Source organism: Caproiciproducens puteiluti (genome assembly GCF_052442865.1).
Taxonomy (GTDB): domain Bacteria; phylum Bacillota; class Clostridia; order Oscillospirales; family Acutalibacteraceae; genus Caproiciproducens.
Genome location: NZ_CP194790.1, coordinates 3,475,697 through 3,496,996 on the forward strand (window position 1 = coordinate 3,475,697; position 21,300 = coordinate 3,496,996).

The following is a 21,300-nucleotide window of genomic DNA, read 5'->3' on the forward strand; positions in this document are numbered from 1 at the left end:
GGCTGTGCTGTGCCGGTTAAAAATCGATCCTGAAAAATGTTTTGGGAGGAACCTGAAATTATAAACACTGAAAATCAAAAGGAATACGAAGAGAAAAGAAAAATCACCGGCATCGTTTCCGTGCTGCTCCTTTTGTTCGCGGCAGCCACCGCGCTGCTTTGGAGGCCGCTGATCGACACCATCTCCAACCCGGAGCAGTTCCGCGTATGGGTCAACCTGCACGGGGTGGCGGGAAGATTCGCCTTCGTCGGTATGATGGTCCTGCAGATCATCTTTGCCGTCATCCCCGGCGAACCGATGGAGGTCGGCGCGGGCTATGCCTTCGGCACTCTGGAGGGCACCCTGCTGTGCCTGGCCGGAGCGGCGGTCGGCTCGTCCGTTATTTTCCTGTTTACAAAGCTCTGGGGGAACAGATTGGTGGAAGCGTTTATCAGCCGGGAAAAAATCCATTTCCTGCGCTTTATGAAATACAGCAGAAATCTGAACTTCCTCGTATTTTTCGCGTTCCTGATTCCGGGAACCCCGAAGGACCTTATGACCTATTTTATCGGGCTTACGTCCATGAAGCTGAAAACCTTTTTAATTCTGACCAGTATTGCGCGGATTCCCTCCGTAATCACCTCTACGATTACAGGCAATGCGTTGGGGATGCAGGATTACAGAATCGCGGCCATCATTTATTCCGTCACGGCGGCCGCCAGCCTGATCGGCGCGATTGCTTACCGCAGAATTTCCAAACGGTACCGGCAGGGCAAAAAAGAAAAATCCGAAAGTGACTGACAACTCAGCCGCTTCCGGATTTATTTTTTTACTTCATGTTGGATACTATTTCTTTCGCGTATGCCCTGATGGCCGTCAGGTCTTCTTCCGTAGGACTGAAAAGAACACGGAAGCCTTCTCCGATAAACCGGAGCTTCAGGTGTTCCATCCGGGATTTCATCATCGGAACGGCTTCGCCGCTCCAGCCGTAAGCGCCGAACGCCCCGACCGGTTTTTGTTTGGTGTTGATCGCGTCCACGCTGGCAAGGATGTCCCAGATGACTTTCGGCGCGTCGCGGTTAATGGTGCAGGAACCGATCAGCAGAGCGTCCGCTTCATTGACCAGCTTTGCTGCCTCTTCAAACGGCGTAAAGACGACATTGATCAGCTTCGCATCCAGCTTCTCGTCTTTTTTCAGTTCGTCATAGGCTGCTTCGGCCAGTTTCGCAGTACATCCGTAAGCGGAAGCGTAAAGGATACCGACCTTTTTTTTCTCATGCGGGACGGGAGTGCTCCACTCCCGGTAAAGCTCCTCGCATTTCGGAATGCTTTCGGTAAGACAGGGGCCGTGACTGGGACAGACCAATGTAATCGGAAGGTCCTTTATTTTGTCAAGCCCGGCCAGAACATAGGGCTTGAACGGCCCGAAAATACAATTGTAATAATACTCAAATTGCTCGCTGTACTTGTCCGGATAATGGACGGTCGTATCAAGCATAGTGGGCTCGCAGTAATGCGTCCCCAGAAAGTCACAGGTAAACAGCGTCTTTTCCGAACCCATGTAGACAAACATGGAATCCGGCCAGTGAAGAAGAGGCGCTATGATGAATTCGAGCTCTTCCCCTCCGATCGAAAGCTTGTCCCCCTGTTTTACAGTGACGCATTGAAAGTCTCTGTTGGTAATGGCGGAAAGATACATCTTTGCCGCCACCGTACAGTAAACCGTAATATTGGGATTCATTTCGAGCAGCTTTCCAACGCTGCCGGAATGGTCCGGTTCCGTGTGGTCCATAATCAGATAATCAATTTTTGAAATATCGATGACACTTTGAATGTTATTCAGGTACTCGTCGAAAAACGGGGCGTGTACCGTATCAATCAGAACGTTCTTTTCACCCGTAATGAGGTACGCGTTATAGCTGGTGCCATAACGCGACTCCATAATAATGTCAAAAACACGCAGTGACGGATTCAGGACACCGACTGAATAAACATTGCTTTTGAGTTTGATTGCACCCATTCTAATGACATTCTTCCTTTTCAGTTATTCCGGAGAAAACATATCCTTGCCGACCCCGCACATAGGGCAGGTCCAGTCGTCGGGCAGATCCTCGAATTTTGTTCCGGGTGCGATGCCGTTGTCCGGGTCACCTACCGCGGGGTCGTATACATAGCCGCATGCATTACAAACATATTTCATAAGCTTTTCTCCTTTGTTTTGAATTTGTCATTAGTATAGAATAGCACAGCTTTTTTGTCAATCGGAATCCGCCTCAAATTGAAAGTCTTCGATTATTTCGCTTAAATTGGTCGGAAAAACCGAACCCCTCTGCAGCTGCTGCGCCACATTCATTGCCGTCCCCAAATCTTGTGACACTATCTGGTCAGCTTTTTCTACACGGGTCACGGTAATTTCCACCCCGAAACCCGTGCTGCGGCTACCATAAACGTAATATTTCAGATTATTGCCGCACAGCTCAATATTCCCTACACATTTTCTCATTTTTCCCCTCCTTTTTGTGTGAAATATGACCACAAACTAGTTTTATGATAATTCAATTTCGCGGGATATTCAAGACAAAACGGACCGTTTCTTTGTGAAAATTATATTTCCGCAATATCTTTGACCCTTTTGGACTTTTCAGGCACATCTTGTATATTGGATTTAAGAACTATTTAAGCCCTTTTATACAGGTAGCAAATAAGATAGGCGCATAATACGCCCAGTATTGCGCCCGCAAAAACATCCGACGGGTAATGTACAAATAAAAAAACGCGTGAAAAGGCAATCAGCAGCGCAAGGGAAAATGAAGGGGCCGTGAATTTACGGTTTGCCCTGCGCAGGATGAACGCCGCCGCAAAAGAAGAACCGGCGTGACCCGACGGAAAGGAATACCCGTGCGGCGCGGCAATCAGCAGCCTGTATCCGAAGGTAACGCTGAACGGGCGCGGACGGGCGAAAATCGGCTTCAGGATTCCTTCGCCGACCGTATGCGTCAGCATCAGAGCGGCCAGAAGCATCACCCCGTACGGACGGTATTTTTTCGAGCAGATCAGGCAGATGCCGGCCACAACCCATATAAACCCCGCGTTTCCCAGCACGGTGACGGCGGAAAAAAAGAAATCCGTAAAGCCGTTGTGAAAATGGCTCTGTATAAAATTCAGGATCAGAAAATCCAGATTCATCCTCTCTTCTCCTCCTTTCCGCCTGCCCGTCCTGGGAACGGGAAAGTATTAACGTTGGACGATACTACCATATTTTGAGAAATCCGCGAATATACTTAACCATAACAGGGGGTTGATACGATTGGATTGGCAGAGTCTTACAAAAGAAGAATGTGCAAAAAAACTCGGTACCAATATAAAGACGGGCCTGTCGCCGGCCCAGGCGGAAGAGCGCCGGAGCAGGTACGGCCCGAACGAGCTGGAGCAGCCGAAAAAGAAGAGCGTGCTGCTGCGGTTTTTCGCGCAGTTTTCAGACTTTATGGTAATCATCCTGCTGGTGGCGGCCGGAATTTCGTTTGTGACTTCCTTTTTGCAGAAGGACAACGATTATATTGATTCGATCATCATTCTGGCAATCGTTACGGTGAACGCGATGATGGGCCTGATACAGGAAAGCAGGGCGGAAAAATCGATCGAAGCGCTCAAAAAGATGTCCAGCCCGCACGCCCACGTGGTACGCGCGGGCACGGAAGCGATGATTGAGGCAAAGGACCTGGTCCCCGGCGATCTTGTCCTTCTGAACGCGGGCGATCTTGTTCCGGCCGATCTGCGGCTGACCGAAGCCGTCAACCTGAAGGCGGAGGAAAGCGCCCTGACCGGGGAAAGCCTGCCGAGCAGGAAGCGCGCGGACATGACCTGCTCCGCCAACACCCCGCTCGGCGACCGCCACAATCTGCTGTTTTCCTCAAGCTCCATTGCGTCGGGGCACGGCGCCGGCGTCGTTACGGCGACCGGGATGGAAACACAGGTGGGGAAAATCGCGCATATGATCAACACCCAGTCCGCTCCCCAGACCCCGCTGCAGCGCAAGCTGGCCCAGACGGGGCGCTGGCTGGGCATCGGCGCCCTGGCCATCTGCTTTGTCATCTTTATTATGGGCCTGTTTCAGCACGTTCAACCATTGGAAATGTTTTTAATTGCCATCAGCCTGGCCGTGGCGGCGATTCCGGAGGGTCTTCCCGCGGTCGTCACGATTGTGCTGGCGATCGGCGTACGCCGCATGGCGGCGAAAAGGAGCATTGTGCGGCGTATGCCCGCTGTGGAAACGCTCGGCAGCGCCAGCGTGATCTGCTCCGATAAAACCGGTACCCTGACGCAGAACCGGATGACCGTGGTGGAGCTGAGAGACTCCGGCGGAATCGTCCCGATCCACTCGACGCAGGGAGATTTTCTTCTGAGCCTTGCGTCGCTCTGCTGCAACTGTACGGTCAGCGGGAACACGATTCACGGCGACCCGACCGAAGCCGCGATCGTCTCCGCCGCTTCCACTGAAAAGAAACGGCTCGACGGGCAGTACCCCCGCGTGATGGAAATCCCGTTCAGTTCCGAGCGCAAGATGATGACGACCGTACACCGCCTGGGCGGCGGGCATTACCGGATTATCACCAAGGGCGCCCCCGACATCCTGTTCACGCACTGTACGGGAGGAGCGCCGCGGCAGAACGAGGAGATGGCGTCCCACGCGCTGCGCGTCATCGGCGTCGCCTACCGGGATATCGACTTTCTGCCGGACACGGACGAGGATATTGAACACGGCCTGACCTTCTGCGGCCTGATCGGAATGATCGACCCGCCCCGCCCGCAGGTAAAGCCCGCTGTGGATTTATGCCGCAAGGCCGGCATCCGGCCCATTATGATCACAGGGGACCACGCCGCCACCGCGGCGGCGATCGCGAAGCAGCTCGGCATTATGGATGGAAAAAGCCGTGTCATTACCGGCACGGAGTTAGACAGACTCAGCCAGCAGGAGCTTGAAAGAAGCATTTACGACTACGCCGTATTTGCCCGCGTCTCGCCGGAACACAAGGTACGCATCGTACGCGCGTTCCAGTCCCACGGCGAGGTGGTCGCCATGACGGGGGACGGCGTAAACGACGCCCCCGCGCTGCGCGCCGCGGACATTGGCTGCGCAATGGGCATTTCGGGCACTGACGTGGCCAAGGCGGCCTCGGATATGGTTCTGACAGATGATAACTTCGCAACGATTGTGACCGCCGTGCGCGAAGGCAGGGGCATTTACGAGAACATCCGAAAGACCGTGCATTTCCTGCTCAGCTGCAACATCGGGGAAATTCTGACCGTGTTTGTCAGCTTTCTGCTGCGCCTGCCCACTCCCCTGCTGGCCATCCAGCTGCTGTGGGTAAACCTTGTGACGGATTCCCTGCCCGCGCTTGCGCTGGGCGTTGAGCCGATAGAGAAAGACATCATGGACCGCAAGCCGGTGAAACCGAACGAAAGCGTTTTTTCCGGCGGCATGGGATACAATATTATTGTGGAAGGGTGTCTGATCGGCGCTATTTCGCTTCTGGCCTACAGCATCGGCCGCATTTATTTCGACGTCGACCCGTCGTCCCCGTATGTCGGCCGCACCATGGCGTTTGCGGTCCTCAGCCTTTCTCAGATCGTACATACCTTTAACATGCGGTCGCCGCACTCCGTGTTTAAAGCCGGCATTTTCGCCAACCCCAAGCTTGTGATGGCGGCGGTGATCTGCACGGCGCTCCAGGCAATGGTTATCGTCTTTGAACCGCTGGCCGTGATTTTCAAGACCGCGGTGCTGAACGGAAGCCAATGGCTGATCGTGGCGCTGCTGTCCCTGATCCCCCTTGTGGTGGTAGAGCTTGAGAAGGCGCTGACACCGCACCGGGCAAAAATCCGACCCGAAAATCATCCAAGAATTCATAGAATCCGGCCAGACAAAAAAGCAGAATAAGGAAAAGGGCCTCCTTTCACAGAACCGTTCATCTGTGGAAGGAGGCCTAATTTAATGAATGATATAAATGCCGATCATAAAAATTCAGACGAGGCGGAACCCCATTCCGTCCGTTATATAGTCAAGATATTGCAAATCCTGCGCGGCGACCCGGCCAATTACATTGACTCTGCTTTCAGGCTCCAGATCTCTGCGTGCGATTTCCAGTTCACCGGAATAGCGCAGATATTTTTCATTCCCGACAGAAATGCTTCCCTTCCCGCGCGCCTTCAGCTCCTCCGCGGGAAACAGCCTGCCCTGCGAGGAATAGGTTCTGGACTCCTGCGAACGGATCACATACTCGCTGGAATCCGGGCGGTCATGGTGAATCTGTTCTTTGATATAGCCGTACTGCGGCTCAATTTCGGCTCGGAGTGTAACATACCCCTGTGACAAATCCCTAATTTTGCTCCAGGAGCCATCACTGATATCAATATCGCCCAGAAAGACGATATCGGTGAGACAGTCCGAACGCAGCTGAAGCGTACTGAGCAGGATATCTCCGCCGCGGTGTTCTTCCACCGTGGGAAGCCCCATGCAGAGAGGCCCGCGCAGTTCCCGGTCGCCCGGCACAAACGCCATGGTGGTAATTCCCATCCGCCGCAGGTTTTCATTGATTGTGCGTGTTTTTTTGAGGGACAGGCCGGTCAGAGGTTTGGGGTAGAAATTATGGCACGCCCCCAAGCGGCTGAAATCCGCGTCCAGCTTTTTCAATTCACAGATATCACTGTCCAAAAGTGTGCTCGCATTGAAAACCACGTTAAAATCCTGTGACAGGTCGACAATCTGCTGGGGTGTAAAACCGTAATCAATGCGCAGATGGGAGATGGAGGTCCGCTTCAGTTCCCTCAGGCTTTTATACCCCAGCTTTTCCAGCGTTCTGGGGCCTACATCAGCAATCAGGGAAAGGCCGCTGTTCTTGCACAGGCCAAACAGCTTATCAACCTCCGCAGCATAATCGCCGACACTCTCTTCCGGAATATGCAGCGAGGTAAACGCATATTTTACGTTTGCCTGCACTGCTTTCTCAACAATTTTTGTATTTTTATCGTATCCTGTTCCCAAATAAAGGGAAATTCCAAACTGCCTCATGAAAACACACTCTCGAATTTATTCATTTTTTCCGTACACTTCTTCGATTCTGTTATGGTCCACACCGAAGAAATATGTAAGCAGGAATCCGCCCGCATACGCGCCGAGCATCGCGATCGCATATTGCAGCTGCTGCCCCGGAATGACAATCAGCAGTCCAAACAACCCGGAAACCCCCTGGGATACCGTTCCCAGCTTAAATAGGGAAGCAAGAATGCCGCCCACACCGGCACCCAGACAGGCCGTTACAAACGGTTTGCCCAGCGGCAGGGTAACCGCGTACATCATCGGTTCACCAATACCCAAAATACCGACCGGCAGGGAATCTCTGGTCAGTCTTTTGAGCTTCTTGTTTTTTGTTTTCAGGAACAGGGCAAACCCTGCGCCGACCTGGCCGCCGCCTGCCATCATCAAAATCGGAAGCAGGTAGTTGATGCCATGCGTCGCGCCGGCCGGGTCGTTCAGCATAGCATGGATGGGAGTCAGAGCCTGATGCAAACCAACCGCCACCAGCGGCAGGAAACCCGCGGAAAGAATATATCCGCCCACCACGCCAAGGGAAGTATAGATGAAATCCAAAGCAGTAAAAATCCCGCTGGTAAGGAACGCGCCGATCGGCTGAAGGACAATCAGGGCAATCAGGCTGCCAACAATAACAGTAACCAGCGGAGTCAGGAAAGTATCGAGAATCGTGGGCATCCATTTCCGCACCCATCTTTCGAGATAGGCGAAAAAGATACCGGCAATCAGCGCGGCCAAAAGTCCGCCCGCACCCGGATTAAACACCTTTCCCGTCAACGGAAGCAGCACATCCGCATCATGGAATTTCGACAGCAGCGGCATCGCTGCCGAAGAAATGGACATTGCACCCGCAATCGCACCCAGCACAGCGGACCCCCGAAACTCTTTTGCGGCGTTCATGCCGACAAGCAGGGGCAGATACGCAAAGAGCGCCCAGCCCATGGTGCGGATGCACTCATACCACCACTGTCCGCTCAGCGCGCCCTGTGTGGAAACATTGATGACGTTGCAGACTCCGTTAATCAAACCGGCTGCAATGATACCCGGTAAGAGCGGAACAAAAATATTGGCGATCCTCTTCAGGAAGTTCTGGACAGGGCCGTTGTGTTTCGCCTTGTTCGCCGCTTTATTCTCCTGTGCGATCGTCCCCACATCCTGGTCCGCCTGTTCCGCGCCAAGCGCCAATCCGGTCAGCAGCGAAAATTCTTCGCCGACCTTATTGACGGTTCCGGGTCCGAACACAAGCTGAATGGTCCCGGAATCGACAACGCCCAGAACGCCTTCGGTTTTCTTCAATGCAGCGATGTCCGCTTTCCCCGGGTCCACGACGCTTATGCGAAGTCTCGTCATGCAGGCTGCGTTGGCGCTGACATTTTCTTTTCCGCCGACAGCCAGCAGAACTTCCTTTGCAATTTTCTGATAATCCATGTAAATACCCCTTTCTTGAAATAAAGTAAAAAGCGGCAGTGCCGTAACAAGGCCGCTTTTGATTGCATCCCCATCAACTTTCCTCTTGTTCTTCTTACGGTATCATTATAATCTTTTGTTTAATTAAGTCAATAATATTTCACAAATTATATTAAATTTATTAAAATTTTATTTTTAAGGCACTTTACAGCTATTAAAACACTCGCCTTTTCCCAATAACTATTTTTATACATTATCGATAAAATTAATTCCACGTATCTTTATTGTTTGTCCATAAATCAATGATACAGTAAATTTTATCTATTCCGGATATATGTATTTACAAAAGGTGTTTCCGATTATATAATAAAATTCAGGTATTCTAATTAAAATATTATTTTAATAAAATATTATTATATTTGAATTTGTATTTTAAAAAAGTCAATAGTATATGATAAAACAGGAAGGGGCTGTATGAAATGAATCTGGATCTGGAGATTTTGGAAACCGAAAAAGTCAACAGCAACAGTAAAAGCATTGATGTTATGAGTACGATAGAGATGCTTCAGGTAATAAACGAGGAAGATAAAAAGGTCGCTTTTGCCGTGGAAAAGGTGCTGCCCGCCGTTCAGGAGCTGGTGGATGAAGCGCACGAGCGCATGATGCGCGGCGGCAGGGTCATCTATATCGGCGCGGGCACTTCGGGCCGGCTGGGCGTCCTGGACGCAAGCGAATGCCCTCCGACCTACGGTGTGGATCCCACGCTGATCCAGGGAATCATCGCCGGCGGATTTGAGGCGCTGATCAAGGCGAAGGAAGGAGCGGAGGATGATTTCGCTCTCGCAAAGCAGGATTTCATCCGGATTTCTCTGAACAGCAACGATACCGTTATCGGTCTGGCGGCAAGCGGGAGGACGCCGTACGTGATTGGCGGGCTGGATTACGCAAAAGAGCTCGGCGCCTACACCGGGGCGATCAGCTGCGTGAGCAACGCTGAAATTTCGAAGCATGCCCAAACCAAAATCGAGGTGCTTGTCGGACCGGAAGTCATTACCGGCTCCACACGCATGAAATCCGGGACCGCACAAAAAATGATTTTGAATATGATTTCCACCGCACTTATGGTACAATATGGGAAAGTATACAAAAATTTAATGGTCGATGTACAGCCGACAAACGAAAAACTGATCGAGAGGGCGAAGCGGATCATTATGTCAAGCACCGGGTGCGGCTACGAAGAAGCCGCAAAATATCTGCAGTCCAGCGGCTCCGACGTAAAGGTGGCCATCTGCATGGTGCTGACCGGTCTTTCCAGAGGTCAATGCGAAGCCATGCTGAACGATAACCTGCGTAATCTGTCGAGGGCGATCCGTTCTCTGAAAAGCAAAGATGCCGTACCTCCCAAAGACTGAATTAAGAAAAGGAAGCGTTTACACATGAGCTGCATTTATAAAATACGGGAAGGAGCCTCCAGCTACACGGATACGGAAAAGAAGCTGGCGGATTACATCCTTAACCATATTGACGAGGTTCCCTTAAACTCTTCACAGACTTTGGGGGAACGCGTCGGCGTTTCTGCCGCAGCAGTGATACGCTTTTCTAAAAAACTGGGCTACAACGGCTTTACCGATCTAAAAGTCGATCTGGCCAAGGACAGAACCTCTGAAATCACAAATTACGATGATATGATAGAGGAAGAGGATTCGATGGACACCGTCCTGAAAAAGGCGGAAAACCTGAATACCATGCTGCAAAATCAGGCGTACCGGCTCATCAACACCGCGAGCCTTGAAAAAGCAGTCGATGTATTGCTGGGCTGTGAAATCGTTTATCTGTTTGGAATCGGCGGTTCCGGGACTATCTGTATGGACTTTATGCAGAAGCTGACGCGAATAAATCGCAGGGTAGTGTATCACAATGACTTTCATTATCAGTTGGCGGCCGCCGCCCATATGACGGACAGGGATGCGGCGATCGCCGTTAGCTACAGCGGGACGACACGCGAGGTCAACACTGCCGTACAGCTTGCGAAAGAGCTGGGGACGCCCATCATCAGCATTACCCAGTTCAAAAAAAGTCCTTTGGTAAAGCTTTCAGACATCCTGCTCTATATTCCCTCCTCGGAGAGAGAGTTGAGGCTGGGTGCAATTGCTTCGCGCAACGCCTCTCTCATCGTCACGGACCTGCTGTATTTGGGTCTTGCAAAAAACGACATAGGGCTGATAAAGGAATATCTGGTCAAGACCAAAGAAGCGATCAAGCGCTTGAAATAGCCGTTAAGATTCGTTACGCAGTCCGATATAAAAGCCTATATGTACTGTAAAAGGAATGGGCTGCTGCAAAATGAATTTGCGACAGCAAGCTGTACAAAGTGAACAGCCTTAAAAACAGAAGATGCGCCTTGAAGCGGCTTGAAAAAGCCGAATCAGGACGCATCTTTGCGTATTATTTAAATGAGGCTGTTTATAGCAGCCTCGTTGAGCGTATTATTTACGATAATGCATCCTATCTGCGAATACTCTGCTGCGATGCATTAAGGAAATTTGGCGACAGAAAACAGGGTGATAAAATGATCGCCTGATATGAATCCTTCGGTCAAAAAATCGGCGCTTTTTATCTGCCTAATTTCTTTTCCAGGCAAACAAGGTGTACCCCTTCAATCCCATTAAATTCACATAAAACGATACCGGATTCCTTATACCCTAATCTGTGATAAAGTTTGCGGGCCGCGGAATTGATTTCATTGGTGTCCAGCCTCAAATACCGGCAGCCGTTTTCCAGCGCATAGTTCTCATAGAACGATATAAAATCCGTTGCGTACCCTTTCCCTGATTTTTCAGGATCAACAACCAGGGTATGTATCACCATTACCTCGTTATTTTGAGCACTATATTCCCATTCGCATTTAGAATAATCACTCAGCTGCTTTTGGTTGATGATCGCAGAAGCAACAATTTCACCCGCAACCTCCATTACAAAAAGCTCTCCGTTGTTATGTGCTTCAAAGGCTGTCCCCTGTGAAGGATATCTGTTTTTTTGCCAGCCCGTCATTGTTCTGGCTGATTCCTGCTCAAGTATTTTATCGTAGATTTTTACAACTTCAGCAAGGTCGCTTGCATTGCTTTTCCTAATCATATTCCATACATCCCCTTTTTCAGTAAAATTTGCACATGATAGCCCTTGGCGCATTTGTATAAAGCTTGCTCACACTGACCACTCCCGGCCTATCGCTTTTCCAATTCGTCCGGCGCCTGCACATGGTAACGCTTTTGCGCGACATAAGCGAAAACGCCGCCGAACAGGATATTGAAATAATAGGTAATGATTCTCCACAGAAGGATCGCGGGGATGATCGCGGTCTTAAAGAACATGCCGAAAAACAGGTAGAAGCTGCCTTCCGCGCCGCCGGAAGCTCCCGGCAGCGGCACAAACGCGCTGACCATGGCTACGAACACCTGCGCCGCCACCATGGTTGTGACCGACGCCGAGCCTATATTGAAGCTGCGGTAAATGAAATAGGGAATCAGGCTGTTCAGCGTGATCTGAACAACGGTGAACGCCATCACAACGGCATACAGCCTGACCGATCTCCCCATCAGCTTGGAAGCACCGTGGAAAATTTCAAGCTGGCTGTGGATTTTCTCATAACGTTCCCTGGGATGTCTGCAAAGCTTCACTTTATGAAGAAAGCGGATCACGCCCGCCACAATTTTGTCCGTGGCGGTCTCGCTGATCATGAACAGGGCGACCAGGGTGATAAAGGTACTGTTGCTGATCAGCCCGATAATCGTTACAAAGGAAAAGTTGCTGACGCTCGTCTGGAAAAAATGCAGCTTCATGGCAACCAGTACGAGGGAATACAGCACCATGACTACCTGATAAGTCAGGGTCTTGACCGCGATAATCGAACCGGCTTTTCCCGTATCCATTCCCATTTTCCTCATGGAGTAAATCTGCATTGGCTGGCCGCCGGTTGAAAACGGCGTAACCGCGCTGTACAAAAAGCCGATCATGCCTACGCAAAAAGAGCGCCCGAAGCTCCATTCGGGATACAGATGGACGCAGAGCAGGTTCAGGACGAAACCCTCTGAAATCCAGCAGAGCGCCGCGCCCGCAACGGATAAAAACAGCCACTCGGGCCTCAGCTTCAGGATAATTTCCCCCAGAGCGACAATCCCGTCCGTGGTAAACAGAAAGTAAAGCAGAATTCCGGCGGAAAGAAGCAGTGTAAGAATGACAAAAAGATTTTTGCGGATTCCTTTTTTTAGACTACCTGCCATTTTTTTCTCCATTTATTGTAAATTGGCCTTACGCCTGGAACATTAGTATATTTTATCTCAAACAGAAAAATTATACAAGACTGTTTCCCGAACTAAGGATTCCCAGAAGGGAATTTTTCGTGCGGCCCGGCGTTTGCAGGCGCCTTGGGCAGGTGGCCGGATTGCACGTGCTTGGGGAATTCTGCATACTATATTATCGGATAAGCCCGATGTGTCGAGACGTATCAGAAAGGAGATATACAATGAACGACATGAAAATCGTGGAAGGGGAATCGTGCCTGCTGAGTCCCCCGCCGTTGCCCGCAACGACCGTCGTGGCAATGGCATACGTTCCTTTCCAGCAGTTCGGCGCGGTATACGAGCCGGAAATGGGTCTGCGCAGCGGCACCATATTCCCAGATCTTGACAAACCTTTTTTAGGTAAACGAGGTGTAATGAAATGACCGAACAGGAAGCTTTAATGACGAGAATCCGCTCCTACCAGTTTGCAATGTGGGAGCTTCATATTTTTTTAGATACCCATCCCGGCGACTGCAAAGCGGCGCAGAAGCTGGAAGAATACAGAAAAGCAACAAATGAAATGACCGCGAAGTATGAAGCGGCCTACGGGCCGGTCAATGTGAACTCCCAGAACACCAGCCGCTGGGCGTGGATCGCCGACCCCTGGCCGTGGGACGGCACAGCAGCCGGAAACAACATGAACGTACAGGGAATATCAAAACAGAAGGATAACACAATGCCCTGGGCGAACAACTCAATGCCGTGGCAAAACATGAATTCTGCCGGAAACGCGGCGGTACAGGGGACCTCCATGCAGCAGAACAGTGCAATGCCCCAGATGAATATGCCAATGATGCAGAACGCCGCAGGAAACATGGCGGTACAGGGGACCTCTATGCAGCAGAACAGTGCAATGCCCCAGATGAATATGCCGATGATGCAGAACGCCGCAGGAAACATGGCGGTACAGGGGACCTCCATGCAGCAGAACAGTGCAATGCCCCAGATGAATATGCCGATGATGCAGAACGCCGCAGGAAACGCGGCGGTACAGGGGACCTCTATACAGCAGAACAGCGCCATGCCGCGGATGAATCTGCCAATGACGCAAAACGCTCCAACCGCAAATACGGCGGTACAGGGCGCCAACATGCAGCAAAACAGCCCCATGCCATGGATGAACATGCCGGCGGTGCAAAGCTCCTCCATGCAGCAGGGCAGTGCGATGCCACGGATGAATATGCCAACAATGCAGAATGCCGCCGGAAATACGGCGACACAGGGAGCCTCCATGCAGCAGAACAGCGCCATGCCTCAGATGAATACGCAGAACGCTGCCGGAAATACGGCGACGCAGGGTGCCTCTATGCAGCAGAACAGCGCCATGCCTCAGATGAATACGCAGAATGCCGCCGGAAATACAGCGACACAGGGTGCCTCTATGCAGCAGAACAGCGCCATGCCGCAGATGAATACGCAGAATGCCGCCGGAAATACGGCGGTACAGGGTTCCTCCGCGCAGCAGAACAGCGCCATGCCGCAGATGAATACGCAGAACGCTGCCGGAAATACGGCGGTACAGGGTTCCTCCGCGCAGCAGAACAGTGCCATGCCGCAGATGAATACGCAGAACGCTGCCGGAAATACGGCTACGCAGGGTGCCTCTATGCAGCAGAACAGCGCCATGCCTCAGACGAATACGCAGAATGCCGCCGGAAACACAGCGGTACAGGGGACTACACAGAACAAAACAATGCCGCAGTCAAACGTGCTTTCATGGGTAAATATATTAGGAAAATAAAAACGGAACCGCACAGACCGTTCCGCAATCCGCCGGTTCCCGACCGGCGGATTTTTATATGTCCGTGGAATTCCCCGTACCCATATTGACAGGCTGTTCAGGCAATGCATACTATGGAGTATTCTCGAGTGAAAGGAGTAGAACAATGAGTTTAAACCGCTATACCAATAATGTTGAGTCCGTATCAGACGCGAATGATTTCGATTCCAATGACTGCAGCCACAGCTGTGACAGCGAAAGCGCAAGAGCATTGAAACGGATTCTTTCCCTGCTGGACGATTTAAATAATAGCGATCTGCGTATCCTGGATGATGTCATTGAGCGGCTTGTCTGCAGCCGTAAGAGGTCATAGTTTTACACTTTTCCGTACCGTCCCGAACGGTTTTTCTTTGCAAAAAAATCCGTTAAAAACCGCCTGCTGTGCAAAATAGCGGGCGGCCAAGGCAATATTTTTAACAACAATTTACTTTCATAATTTCATGCTATCCTCGCAAACTATTCGCGAGGTGACAGAAATGGCAAACAATTTAAATGATCTTTTAGCATCCAATGCTGAAGTAAATCAATATTTTTCATCACTGCCTGCAAATGTGCAGAATGCAGTATCCGGCTGCGGTGAAGAGATCAGCACACTGGAAGATCTTCTCCGCTGCATTAAAGGAATCACCGGGACCTGCTGATCACTACGGAAATAAGAAAAACAGCGGAAGGAAATTTCCTTCCGCTGTTTTTTGTAATTCAATATACCGAGCTGCCGTTGGCACAGAGCTCTGATTTCTTTGGAGGTTAATTATCAATCAGATGATGCTGATACCACTTTTTTCCCCGGAAGCGCATAACGAAAATAAAGCCGCGTACGCCCCATTCGCAGATCATCGCCACCCAGACGCCCACGACTCCAAACGGCAGAACGATTCCCAGAAGATAGCCCAACACCACACGGAACAGCCACATGGAAAGCATGGAAACAATCGAGGTATACCTGGAATCCCCAGCGGCCCTGAGCGCAGCGGGCGTGACAAAGCTGAAGGACCACACGGGAATCTGGGACAGCCCGGTGATACAGACAATCTGAAAAACGGTCGGTACCACGGAAGCAGGCGGGTGAAAAAGGGAAACCAGCGGGCTGAACAGCGGAATTACAATCAGAAACATCAGCACAAACGACAGGGACGAAAGTCCGATAAAGGATTTAATGAATTTCCGCGCGTCGTTTACATCCCGCCGCCCCATGCACTGGCCGACCACGGTAACGGTGGAAAGCAGCAGCGCATTGGCGGGAATCTGAAACAGAGTCGTGATGGAATTAGAAATGGCATTAATATCCATGGACAGCACTCCAAGCTGTACAATAAACGTCTGCGTTAAAATTTTCCCGCCGTTAAAAAACATCTGTTCCGCGGCAAACGGAAGACCGATAAAAAGAATTCTTTTCAGCATGACAAAGTCGGCCCGGAAAACATCCCTGATCTGAAAATGCAGGGAACTATTCCCTTTGATCAGATATAAGATGGAACACGCCGCTCCGATATATCTTGCAATATTGAGCGCGATGACCATCCCCAAAACGCCCATATTCAGCAAATTAATAAACAAGAAATTCAGCGCCACATAGGAAAGATTCATGGTAAGGGCAAGAAAAAGCGAGGAACGCGTTTCGCCAACGCCGCGCAGCGCCCCGCAGACGGCTTCTACCGTAGCGATTCCGCAGTAGGAAGCGCCGCACCCGATCAAATAAACCTTTGCATTGCTCAGAACGGAGGTATCCGCTTTCCCGAACAGGAGGTTTAGTGTCGGCGTATGCAGCACGACCACCGTCAAGCTGACCGCAAGCGCCAGCAGAAAGACCGCACAAACCGAACCGGCCGCCGCTTTGGAAGCCATGGCGTCATTTCTGCTGCCCTTATACTGGGCCACAACGACCGTACCGCCCGTCGCCACTGCGATAAACACATTCACAAGAAAAAGGTTCAGCGAATCCACCATATTGACGGCACTGACCGCCGCCACGCCGGACGAGCTGATCATCGCGGTATTGAGCAGGTTCAGGCAGACGACAAATGCCTGATCCACCAGAATCGGAATAATAATGGAAACAATTTGGCGATAGCTGATGGAGTCGCCGGAAAAATAACGGTTCAACAAAAGGTCCGCCTTTATTTTAAAGCCTGAGGCAGTCACAAAATCACATCTTTAAATTACAATTTTTTACCATTCTATCATAGATATCCCTCGATGAACAGGCCAAATTCATGCCCAAAGAAAAAAAGCTTCTTAAAAATGCGTTTAACGGATGCACGAAAGAAAACTTTGCGGCATATTTTATATTGAAACAAGGCGGTTACTCTTTGTGACACGCGGCAGCCGTCATCATGTCCGAATCATGTAATCACCTCATACTTGTATGCCGATTTACGATAGAAAGCAAAAGCTCCGGCAAGTTCATTGCCGGAGCCTCAAATTTATTCGGTTAAATTGTTTCTCAACTGTACATTGGGACCACCAATTTCTTTTTTAATAAAACGAAAACACGAAAACGCGTTTCAAGCTATATTTTGGACTCACCCCTTTTCCCTGTTCAATCGAACTGCTTTTTCAGAAAAGCAAAAAACGGGTTGCAAACTATAAAGAATCGTCGTTTCGTTGGTTCGGACATCGTGGTCGATATTCCGCCTACAATCTTGCTGCATGAATCATCAGGATTTTCCGGATCATTTATTTTCACGCTGAACAAGGGATTCGGCAGCTGCGCCCAACGAACTTGCAGCTGTGTGCTTTACAAAACGGTTCAATGCCCATTGGACTCACCTCTTTCTGCATCATTGATTTTCCCGGTGCTTCTTCCGGCGGTACCCTTTGCCGGCGCCGTTTCTGCAGCGCCGCCGTTTTTTCGGCACCCGCCCATCACCGTTTAAAAATCATTCCTATCTCTGTTTCCATCTATATTATAAGCGATAACTTGTAAAAGGTCAATATATTTTTAGGCTTGTACATGAAAATTTCATATATTATTGTGTAACTTTATTTTCCTGTTGACTTCATGAAACAGGAAATGTAGAATAATACATAGACAAATAAACGGTGAGGAGATGACCCCTGTGAACGACGAATACGGTGCGGATTTAATTACCCTGATTGACGACGACGGCGAAGAACACGAATTTGAGGTTCTGGATGTTATCGATAACGACGACGGCTGCTTCTACGCGCTGTTGCCGACATTTGAGGAGCCACAGGATAAAGTTGACGCGGAGGGCACTTATTATATCTTTGAAGCAATCGAAGAAAACGGCGAACAGCAGCTGGCCGAAGTAGAGGATGAAGAACTGCTCGACAAGCTTGCCGAGCTTTTTGAAAGCCGTTTTGAAGAGCTGTACGATTCCGAGGAAGATACGGAAAACGACGAATAAACATTTCGTTTGCACCCTGCCTGGTGCGTGGACCGTTGCAAAAATAACCCTACAAATTTAAATCGGGAGCATACGCTCCGGTGGCGGACCTCAGACCTCCCGGCTTTTGCCGGACGAAGGGAGTACGAACCCATTGGGCTGGCACCCACCTGCTTTTTAGTAGCAGGTTATTTCAGCACATTACGGCCAGGCGGGATCAATAAATAAGTTTAGGGCCCCTGATGAAGATCAGGGGCCCTTTTTGATGTCATATGACAGTTTGCTCATTTTGTCGGTGTACAGTTTCCGGGGAATATTATATAATGCATTTCAGAAGCATCCGGACCCAGTTATGAAAGGAGTGAAGGGTTAGATGTACGATTACAGAATCATAACGGATTCCACTTCTGACCTTCCCGTAAAGCTGATCAAAGCGATGGATATCGAAGTGATTCCGATGACGTTTACGGTCGGAGAAGATTCCTATATCAATTATCCGGACGAGCGCGATATTTCCTCCCACAATTTCTACGACCGTCTTCGCGGCGGGGAAATGGCCACCACCAACCAGATCGGCCCCGTCACCTTCGCGGAAGCCTTTGAAACGGCTTTAAAGGCGGGACAGGATGTGATATATATCGGATTTTCCTCTGCCCTGAGCGGTACCTACAACAATGCACGCCTGGTTGCCGAGAAGTTTGCGCTGAAATATCCCCTGAGAAAGGTCTGCGCTGTGGATTCGCTTGCCGCCTCCATGGGAGAAGGCCTTCTCGTTTATTACGCGGCGCAGATGCGCCAGAACGGCAGTTCCGTTGACGAGGTGTACAAATGGCTGCTTTCCAACCGTGCGCGCCTTGCGCACTGGTTCACCGTCGACGACCTGAATCACCTGAAACGCGGCGGGCGCGTGTCCGGCGCGGCGGCACTGGTCGGTACGATGCTGGGGATCAAGCCCGTTCTTCATGTCGACAGCGAAGGGCGGCTGATTCCGGTCGAAAAGGTACGCGGACGCCGTCAGTCCCTGGACGCTCTCCTTCATCATATGCAGAACGCGGTGGAAGACCCGGAAGGGCAGATGATTTTCGTCAGCCACGGCGACGCCCCGGAGGACGCCAAATACATAGCGGACCAGGTACGGAAAAGGTTTCACGTCCAAGCGACGGAAATCAACCCCATCGGCCCGGTGATCGGGACACATTCCGGGCCGGGAACCGTAGCCCTGTTTTACCTCGGTAAAGACCGGAACTGAATACAGCCTATCAACATTAAAAAAGAGGGAAACGGATTCAGCCGTCCCCCTCTTTTTTCTGTCCCCTTTGATTTCTTCGGTAGTCCAGATAATCCTGCAGGATAATGGTTGCGGCAACCGCGTCCACCACTGCCTTGCGCTTTTTTCCGCGCGTGTCGGTATCGTTCAGATACCCGTGGGCCGTAATGGTGGTCCCCCGTTCGTCGCGCATTTCCACCGGAACGTTTACCAGCGCCCGCAGTGCTTCGGCAAAGGCGCGGGCGTTTTGCGCGCTTTCCCCTTCGCTGCCGTCCATGTTGCGGGGCAGGCCGACCACAATCGTTCCCACTGCCCTTTCCGCAGCCTGTGCGGCGATTGTTTGCGCAAGCCGTTCCATATTATGTTCGTTGATTACGCCCGCGGGAGAGGCCAGAAGCTCGCTTTCGTCGCATACCGCGAGTCCTGTGCGCGCCCTGCCCAAATCGACAGCCAGTATTTTCATGATCGTCCTCTTTTCCCGGATGCTTCCCGGCCGTTCTGCTTCCACCACACGAATTTCGCTGTGGAGGAAACCTCCGGCGTCAGGTGGGAAGCGTCGTTCATAGAAACCACCGTGCTGTACAGGTTATCGTCGAAATCAATCACGCTGATGGCGGTATTGGCGGAACCCGCCACCTGGTTGATCTGCTCAAGCGGCTGATGCAGCGCATTGCATAGGATATTGCGGATGGCGCAGCCGTGCGAAACGGCACAGACGGTTTTTCCCTGATTCTTCCGGACAATACCGGTAATGCCCTCCCACACCCTTTGATAGACCTGCCGCATGGGCTCCCCTTCCGGCGGGGCAAAATCCCACGGGCGGTTCAGCCAGGTATCCAATTCGTTTGGAAAGCGTTCGGCCATCTCCTCCCAGAGCCGGCCCTCCAGAACCCCGCCGCTGATTTCACGCAGGAGCGGTTCCACCTGAATGGGAAGATCGTGGAAACGGTTGATCGCCTGCGCCGTTTTATACGCCCGCTGTAACGGGCTGGAGTAAATCGCGTCGATCGGCATATTGCGGCACCGGATGCTCAAAAGGTCAAGCTGCGTTTCGGCGCTTCCGGCAATATCGCAGTCGATGCTCCCCTGAAAAACGCCTTTCGTGTTTCCCAGCGCTTCGCAGTGACGAACAAGTATGATTCGTGTCATTGTGTCATTCTCCTGTTTTTTTATGATTCCCATGGGATCATCTTTCCCGTCAGCCCGGCTGCTTTGGCAATATGGTTCCTGTCCAGATATTCGTTGAGCCCGTCCAGTATTTTCACCGGCGCGTACGGGTCGGTAAAAAGCACGGTCCCGATCTGCAGAGCGGAAGCACCGGCCAGAAGCATCTCTACAGCGTCCTGCCATTTGGAAATACCGCCCATTCCGATTATGGGGATTTTTACCCTTTGATATACCTGACTGACCATCCGGACAGCCACCGGAAGCAGCGCCGGGCCGGAAAGCCCGCCCGTATTGTTGCGGATAACCGGCCTGCGGGTATGAATGTCGATGCGCATACCGGTCAGGGTGTTGATCATGGAAATCGCGTCGGCGCCCGCGCTTTCTGCCGCCGCGGCAATTTCGCCGATATCGCCGACGTTCGGGGACAGCTTGACCATCAGCGGTTTTTTACAGTACTTCCGCACCGCCGCTGTGATGCTCTCCACCCCGGCGCAGCTGGTGCCGAACTGCACGCCGCCCTGTTTGACGTTGGGACAGGAAATATTCAGCTCTATCATATCCACTTCGGTCTCGGAAAGCTTTTCCGCCATCCGGCAGTAATCCTCCGGCGTATTGCCCGCGATGTTCGCGATAATCACCGTTCCCTGCTGTTTCAGCCACGGCAGATCGTGTTCGATAAAATGGTCCACCCCCGGATTCTGCAGCCCGACGGCGTTCAGCATCCCGCCCGGCGCTTCCGCGATGCGCGGCGGCGGGTTGCCGGGGCGCGCGGTGAGCGTGATCCCCTTGCAGGAAATCCCCCCCAGAGTGCCGAGCGGATAAAATTCGCTGTATTCACGGCCGAAGCCGAAGGTGCCGGACGCCGCGACAATCGGATTTTGAAACGTAACGCCCGCAATGTTTACCCGTAAATCCGCCAT

The 21,300-nt window shown here is 51.3% G+C and carries 23 protein-coding genes and 1 other RNA gene; 12 read left to right on the forward strand and 12 right to left on the reverse strand.

The features are described from left to right. Positions 1–36: 36 nt before the first annotated feature. A complete protein-coding gene (locus ACRQU7_RS16695) occupies positions 37–780 on the forward strand; it encodes a TVP38/TMEM64 family protein (RefSeq protein WP_444642013.1) in 744 nt (247 codons plus the stop codon). A 28-nt stretch (positions 781–808) separates the two neighbouring features. Here ACRQU7_RS16695 and ACRQU7_RS16700 read toward each other — a convergent pair whose 3' ends face one another. From ACRQU7_RS16700 to ACRQU7_RS16715, 4 genes are all read right to left on the reverse strand, one after another. Beyond that, on the reverse strand, positions 809–1,999 hold the full coding sequence (locus tag ACRQU7_RS16700; protein WP_444642015.1) for an FprA family A-type flavoprotein: 1,191 nt from the start codon (positions 1,997–1,999) through the stop codon (positions 809–811). A gap of 24 nt (positions 2,000–2,023) precedes the next feature. Next, positions 2,024–2,179, reverse strand: a complete 156-nt coding sequence (rd, locus tag ACRQU7_RS16705) for a rubredoxin (RefSeq protein ID WP_081928396.1) — start codon at positions 2,177–2,179, stop codon at positions 2,024–2,026. A gap of 57 nt (positions 2,180–2,236) precedes the next feature. Then, the gene (locus tag ACRQU7_RS16710) at positions 2,237–2,482 is read right to left on the reverse strand and encodes a DUF6514 family protein (RefSeq protein ID WP_038325862.1); all 246 of its coding nucleotides are present in this window, start codon (positions 2,480–2,482) and stop codon (positions 2,237–2,239) included. A 173-nt stretch (positions 2,483–2,655) separates the two neighbouring features. Then, on the reverse strand, positions 2,656–3,165 hold the full coding sequence (locus ACRQU7_RS16715; protein ID WP_444642017.1) for a phosphatase PAP2 family protein: 510 nt from the start codon (positions 3,163–3,165) through the stop codon (positions 2,656–2,658). A gap of 121 nt (positions 3,166–3,286) precedes the next feature. On the opposite strand from ACRQU7_RS16715, the gene ACRQU7_RS16720 reads away from it, so the two are divergent. Then, a complete protein-coding gene (locus ACRQU7_RS16720) occupies positions 3,287–5,917 on the forward strand; it encodes a calcium-translocating P-type ATPase, PMCA-type (protein WP_444642019.1) in 2,631 nt (876 codons plus the stop codon). A gap of 84 nt (positions 5,918–6,001) precedes the next feature. On the opposite strand, the gene ACRQU7_RS16725 is transcribed toward ACRQU7_RS16720, so the two are convergent. Both ACRQU7_RS16725 and ACRQU7_RS16730 read right to left on the reverse strand, forming a co-directional pair. After that, entirely contained in the window at positions 6,002–7,048 is a 1,047-nt protein-coding gene (locus ACRQU7_RS16725) for a MupG family TIM beta-alpha barrel fold protein (protein WP_444642021.1), read from the reverse strand. An 18-nt stretch (positions 7,049–7,066) separates the two neighbouring features. Then, positions 7,067–8,497, reverse strand: coding sequence for a PTS transporter subunit EIIC (locus tag ACRQU7_RS16730; RefSeq protein WP_444642023.1), 1,431 nt, complete (start codon positions 8,495–8,497; stop codon positions 7,067–7,069). A gap of 458 nt (positions 8,498–8,955) precedes the next feature. Here ACRQU7_RS16730 and murQ point away from each other — a divergent pair, with 458 nt between their 5' ends. The 3 genes from murQ to ACRQU7_RS16745 all read left to right on the forward strand — a co-directional run bounded on the left by murQ (position 8,956) and on the right by ACRQU7_RS16745 (position 11,057). After that, entirely contained in the window at positions 8,956–9,888 is a 933-nt protein-coding gene (gene murQ, locus ACRQU7_RS16735) for an N-acetylmuramic acid 6-phosphate etherase (protein ID WP_444642025.1), read from the forward strand. Positions 9,889–9,912: 24 nt separating this feature from the next. After that, on the forward strand, positions 9,913–10,749 hold the full coding sequence (locus ACRQU7_RS16740) for a MurR/RpiR family transcriptional regulator (protein ID WP_038325866.1): 837 nt from the start codon (positions 9,913–9,915) through the stop codon (positions 10,747–10,749). Between the two features lie 128 nt (positions 10,750–10,877). Then, positions 10,878–11,057, forward strand: a complete 180-nt coding sequence (locus ACRQU7_RS16745) for a hypothetical protein (RefSeq protein WP_444642028.1) — start codon at positions 10,878–10,880, stop codon at positions 11,055–11,057. Between the two features lie 32 nt (positions 11,058–11,089). Here ACRQU7_RS16745 and ACRQU7_RS16750 read toward each other — a convergent pair whose 3' ends face one another. Beyond that, positions 11,090–11,611, reverse strand: coding sequence for a GNAT family N-acetyltransferase (locus ACRQU7_RS16750; protein WP_444642030.1), 522 nt, complete (start codon positions 11,609–11,611; stop codon positions 11,090–11,092). 89 nt (positions 11,612–11,700) lie between these two features. After that, positions 11,701–12,756 carry a lysylphosphatidylglycerol synthase transmembrane domain-containing protein gene (locus tag ACRQU7_RS16755; RefSeq protein ID WP_444642032.1) on the reverse strand — a complete coding sequence of 352 codons (1,056 nt, stop codon included), beginning with the start codon at positions 12,754–12,756 and terminating at the stop codon, positions 11,701–11,703. 242 nt (positions 12,757–12,998) lie between these two features. Between ACRQU7_RS16755 and ACRQU7_RS16760 the strand changes: the two genes are divergently transcribed. From ACRQU7_RS16760 to ACRQU7_RS16775, 4 genes are all read left to right on the forward strand, one after another. Next, a complete protein-coding gene (locus ACRQU7_RS16760) occupies positions 12,999–13,199 on the forward strand; it encodes a spore coat associated protein CotJA (RefSeq protein WP_038325869.1) in 201 nt (66 codons plus the stop codon). Next, positions 13,196–14,557, forward strand: a complete 1,362-nt coding sequence (locus tag ACRQU7_RS16765) for a spore coat protein CotJB (RefSeq protein ID WP_444642034.1) — start codon at positions 13,196–13,198, stop codon at positions 14,555–14,557. The genes ACRQU7_RS16760 and ACRQU7_RS16765 overlap by 4 nt, the downstream gene beginning before the upstream one ends. 145 nt (positions 14,558–14,702) lie before the next feature. Then, positions 14,703–14,909 carry a hypothetical protein gene (locus tag ACRQU7_RS16770; protein WP_038325871.1) on the forward strand — a complete coding sequence of 69 codons (207 nt, stop codon included), beginning with the start codon at positions 14,703–14,705 and terminating at the stop codon, positions 14,907–14,909. 163 nt (positions 14,910–15,072) lie between these two features. Then, positions 15,073–15,237: a hypothetical protein gene (locus ACRQU7_RS16775; RefSeq protein ID WP_156103920.1), complete on the forward strand. Its 165-nt coding sequence runs from the start codon at positions 15,073–15,075 to the stop codon at positions 15,235–15,237. Positions 15,238–15,343: 106 nt separating this feature from the next. Here the strand turns inward: ACRQU7_RS16775 and ACRQU7_RS16780 are convergent, their stop codons facing one another. Then, on the reverse strand, positions 15,344–16,699 hold the full coding sequence (locus ACRQU7_RS16780; RefSeq protein WP_444642037.1) for an MATE family efflux transporter: 1,356 nt from the start codon (positions 16,697–16,699) through the stop codon (positions 15,344–15,346). 947 nt (positions 16,700–17,646) lie between these two features. On the opposite strand from ACRQU7_RS16780, the gene ACRQU7_RS16785 reads away from it, so the two are divergent. The 3 genes from ACRQU7_RS16785 (at position 17,647) to ACRQU7_RS16795 (ending at position 19,195) form a co-directional block, all read left to right on the forward strand. Continuing rightward, positions 17,647–17,967, forward strand: coding sequence for a DUF1292 domain-containing protein (locus tag ACRQU7_RS16785; RefSeq protein WP_444642039.1), 321 nt, complete (start codon positions 17,647–17,649; stop codon positions 17,965–17,967). A 10-nt stretch (positions 17,968–17,977) separates the two neighbouring features. Next, a non-coding RNA gene (gene ssrS, locus ACRQU7_RS16790) (6S RNA) lies at positions 17,978–18,168 on the forward strand. A gap of 151 nt (positions 18,169–18,319) precedes the next feature. Then, a complete protein-coding gene (locus ACRQU7_RS16795; RefSeq protein WP_444642041.1) occupies positions 18,320–19,195 on the forward strand; it encodes a DegV family protein in 876 nt (291 codons plus the stop codon). Between the two features lie 37 nt (positions 19,196–19,232). Here ACRQU7_RS16795 and ruvX read toward each other — a convergent pair whose 3' ends face one another. The 3 genes from ruvX to ACRQU7_RS16810 are packed head-to-tail and all read right to left on the reverse strand — an operon-like array spanning position 19,233 to position 21,300. After that, on the reverse strand, positions 19,233–19,676 hold the full coding sequence (gene ruvX / locus ACRQU7_RS16800) for a Holliday junction resolvase RuvX (RefSeq protein ID WP_038325879.1): 444 nt from the start codon (positions 19,674–19,676) through the stop codon (positions 19,233–19,235). Beyond that, positions 19,673–20,362: a histidine phosphatase family protein gene (locus ACRQU7_RS16805; protein WP_444642043.1), complete on the reverse strand. Its 690-nt coding sequence runs from the start codon at positions 20,360–20,362 to the stop codon at positions 19,673–19,675. The genes ruvX and ACRQU7_RS16805 overlap by 4 nt, the downstream gene beginning before the upstream one ends. Before the next feature lie 20 nt (positions 20,363–20,382). Then, on the reverse strand, positions 20,383–21,300 hold the full coding sequence (locus ACRQU7_RS16810; protein ID WP_444642045.1) for a dihydroorotate dehydrogenase: 918 nt from the start codon (positions 21,298–21,300) through the stop codon (positions 20,383–20,385).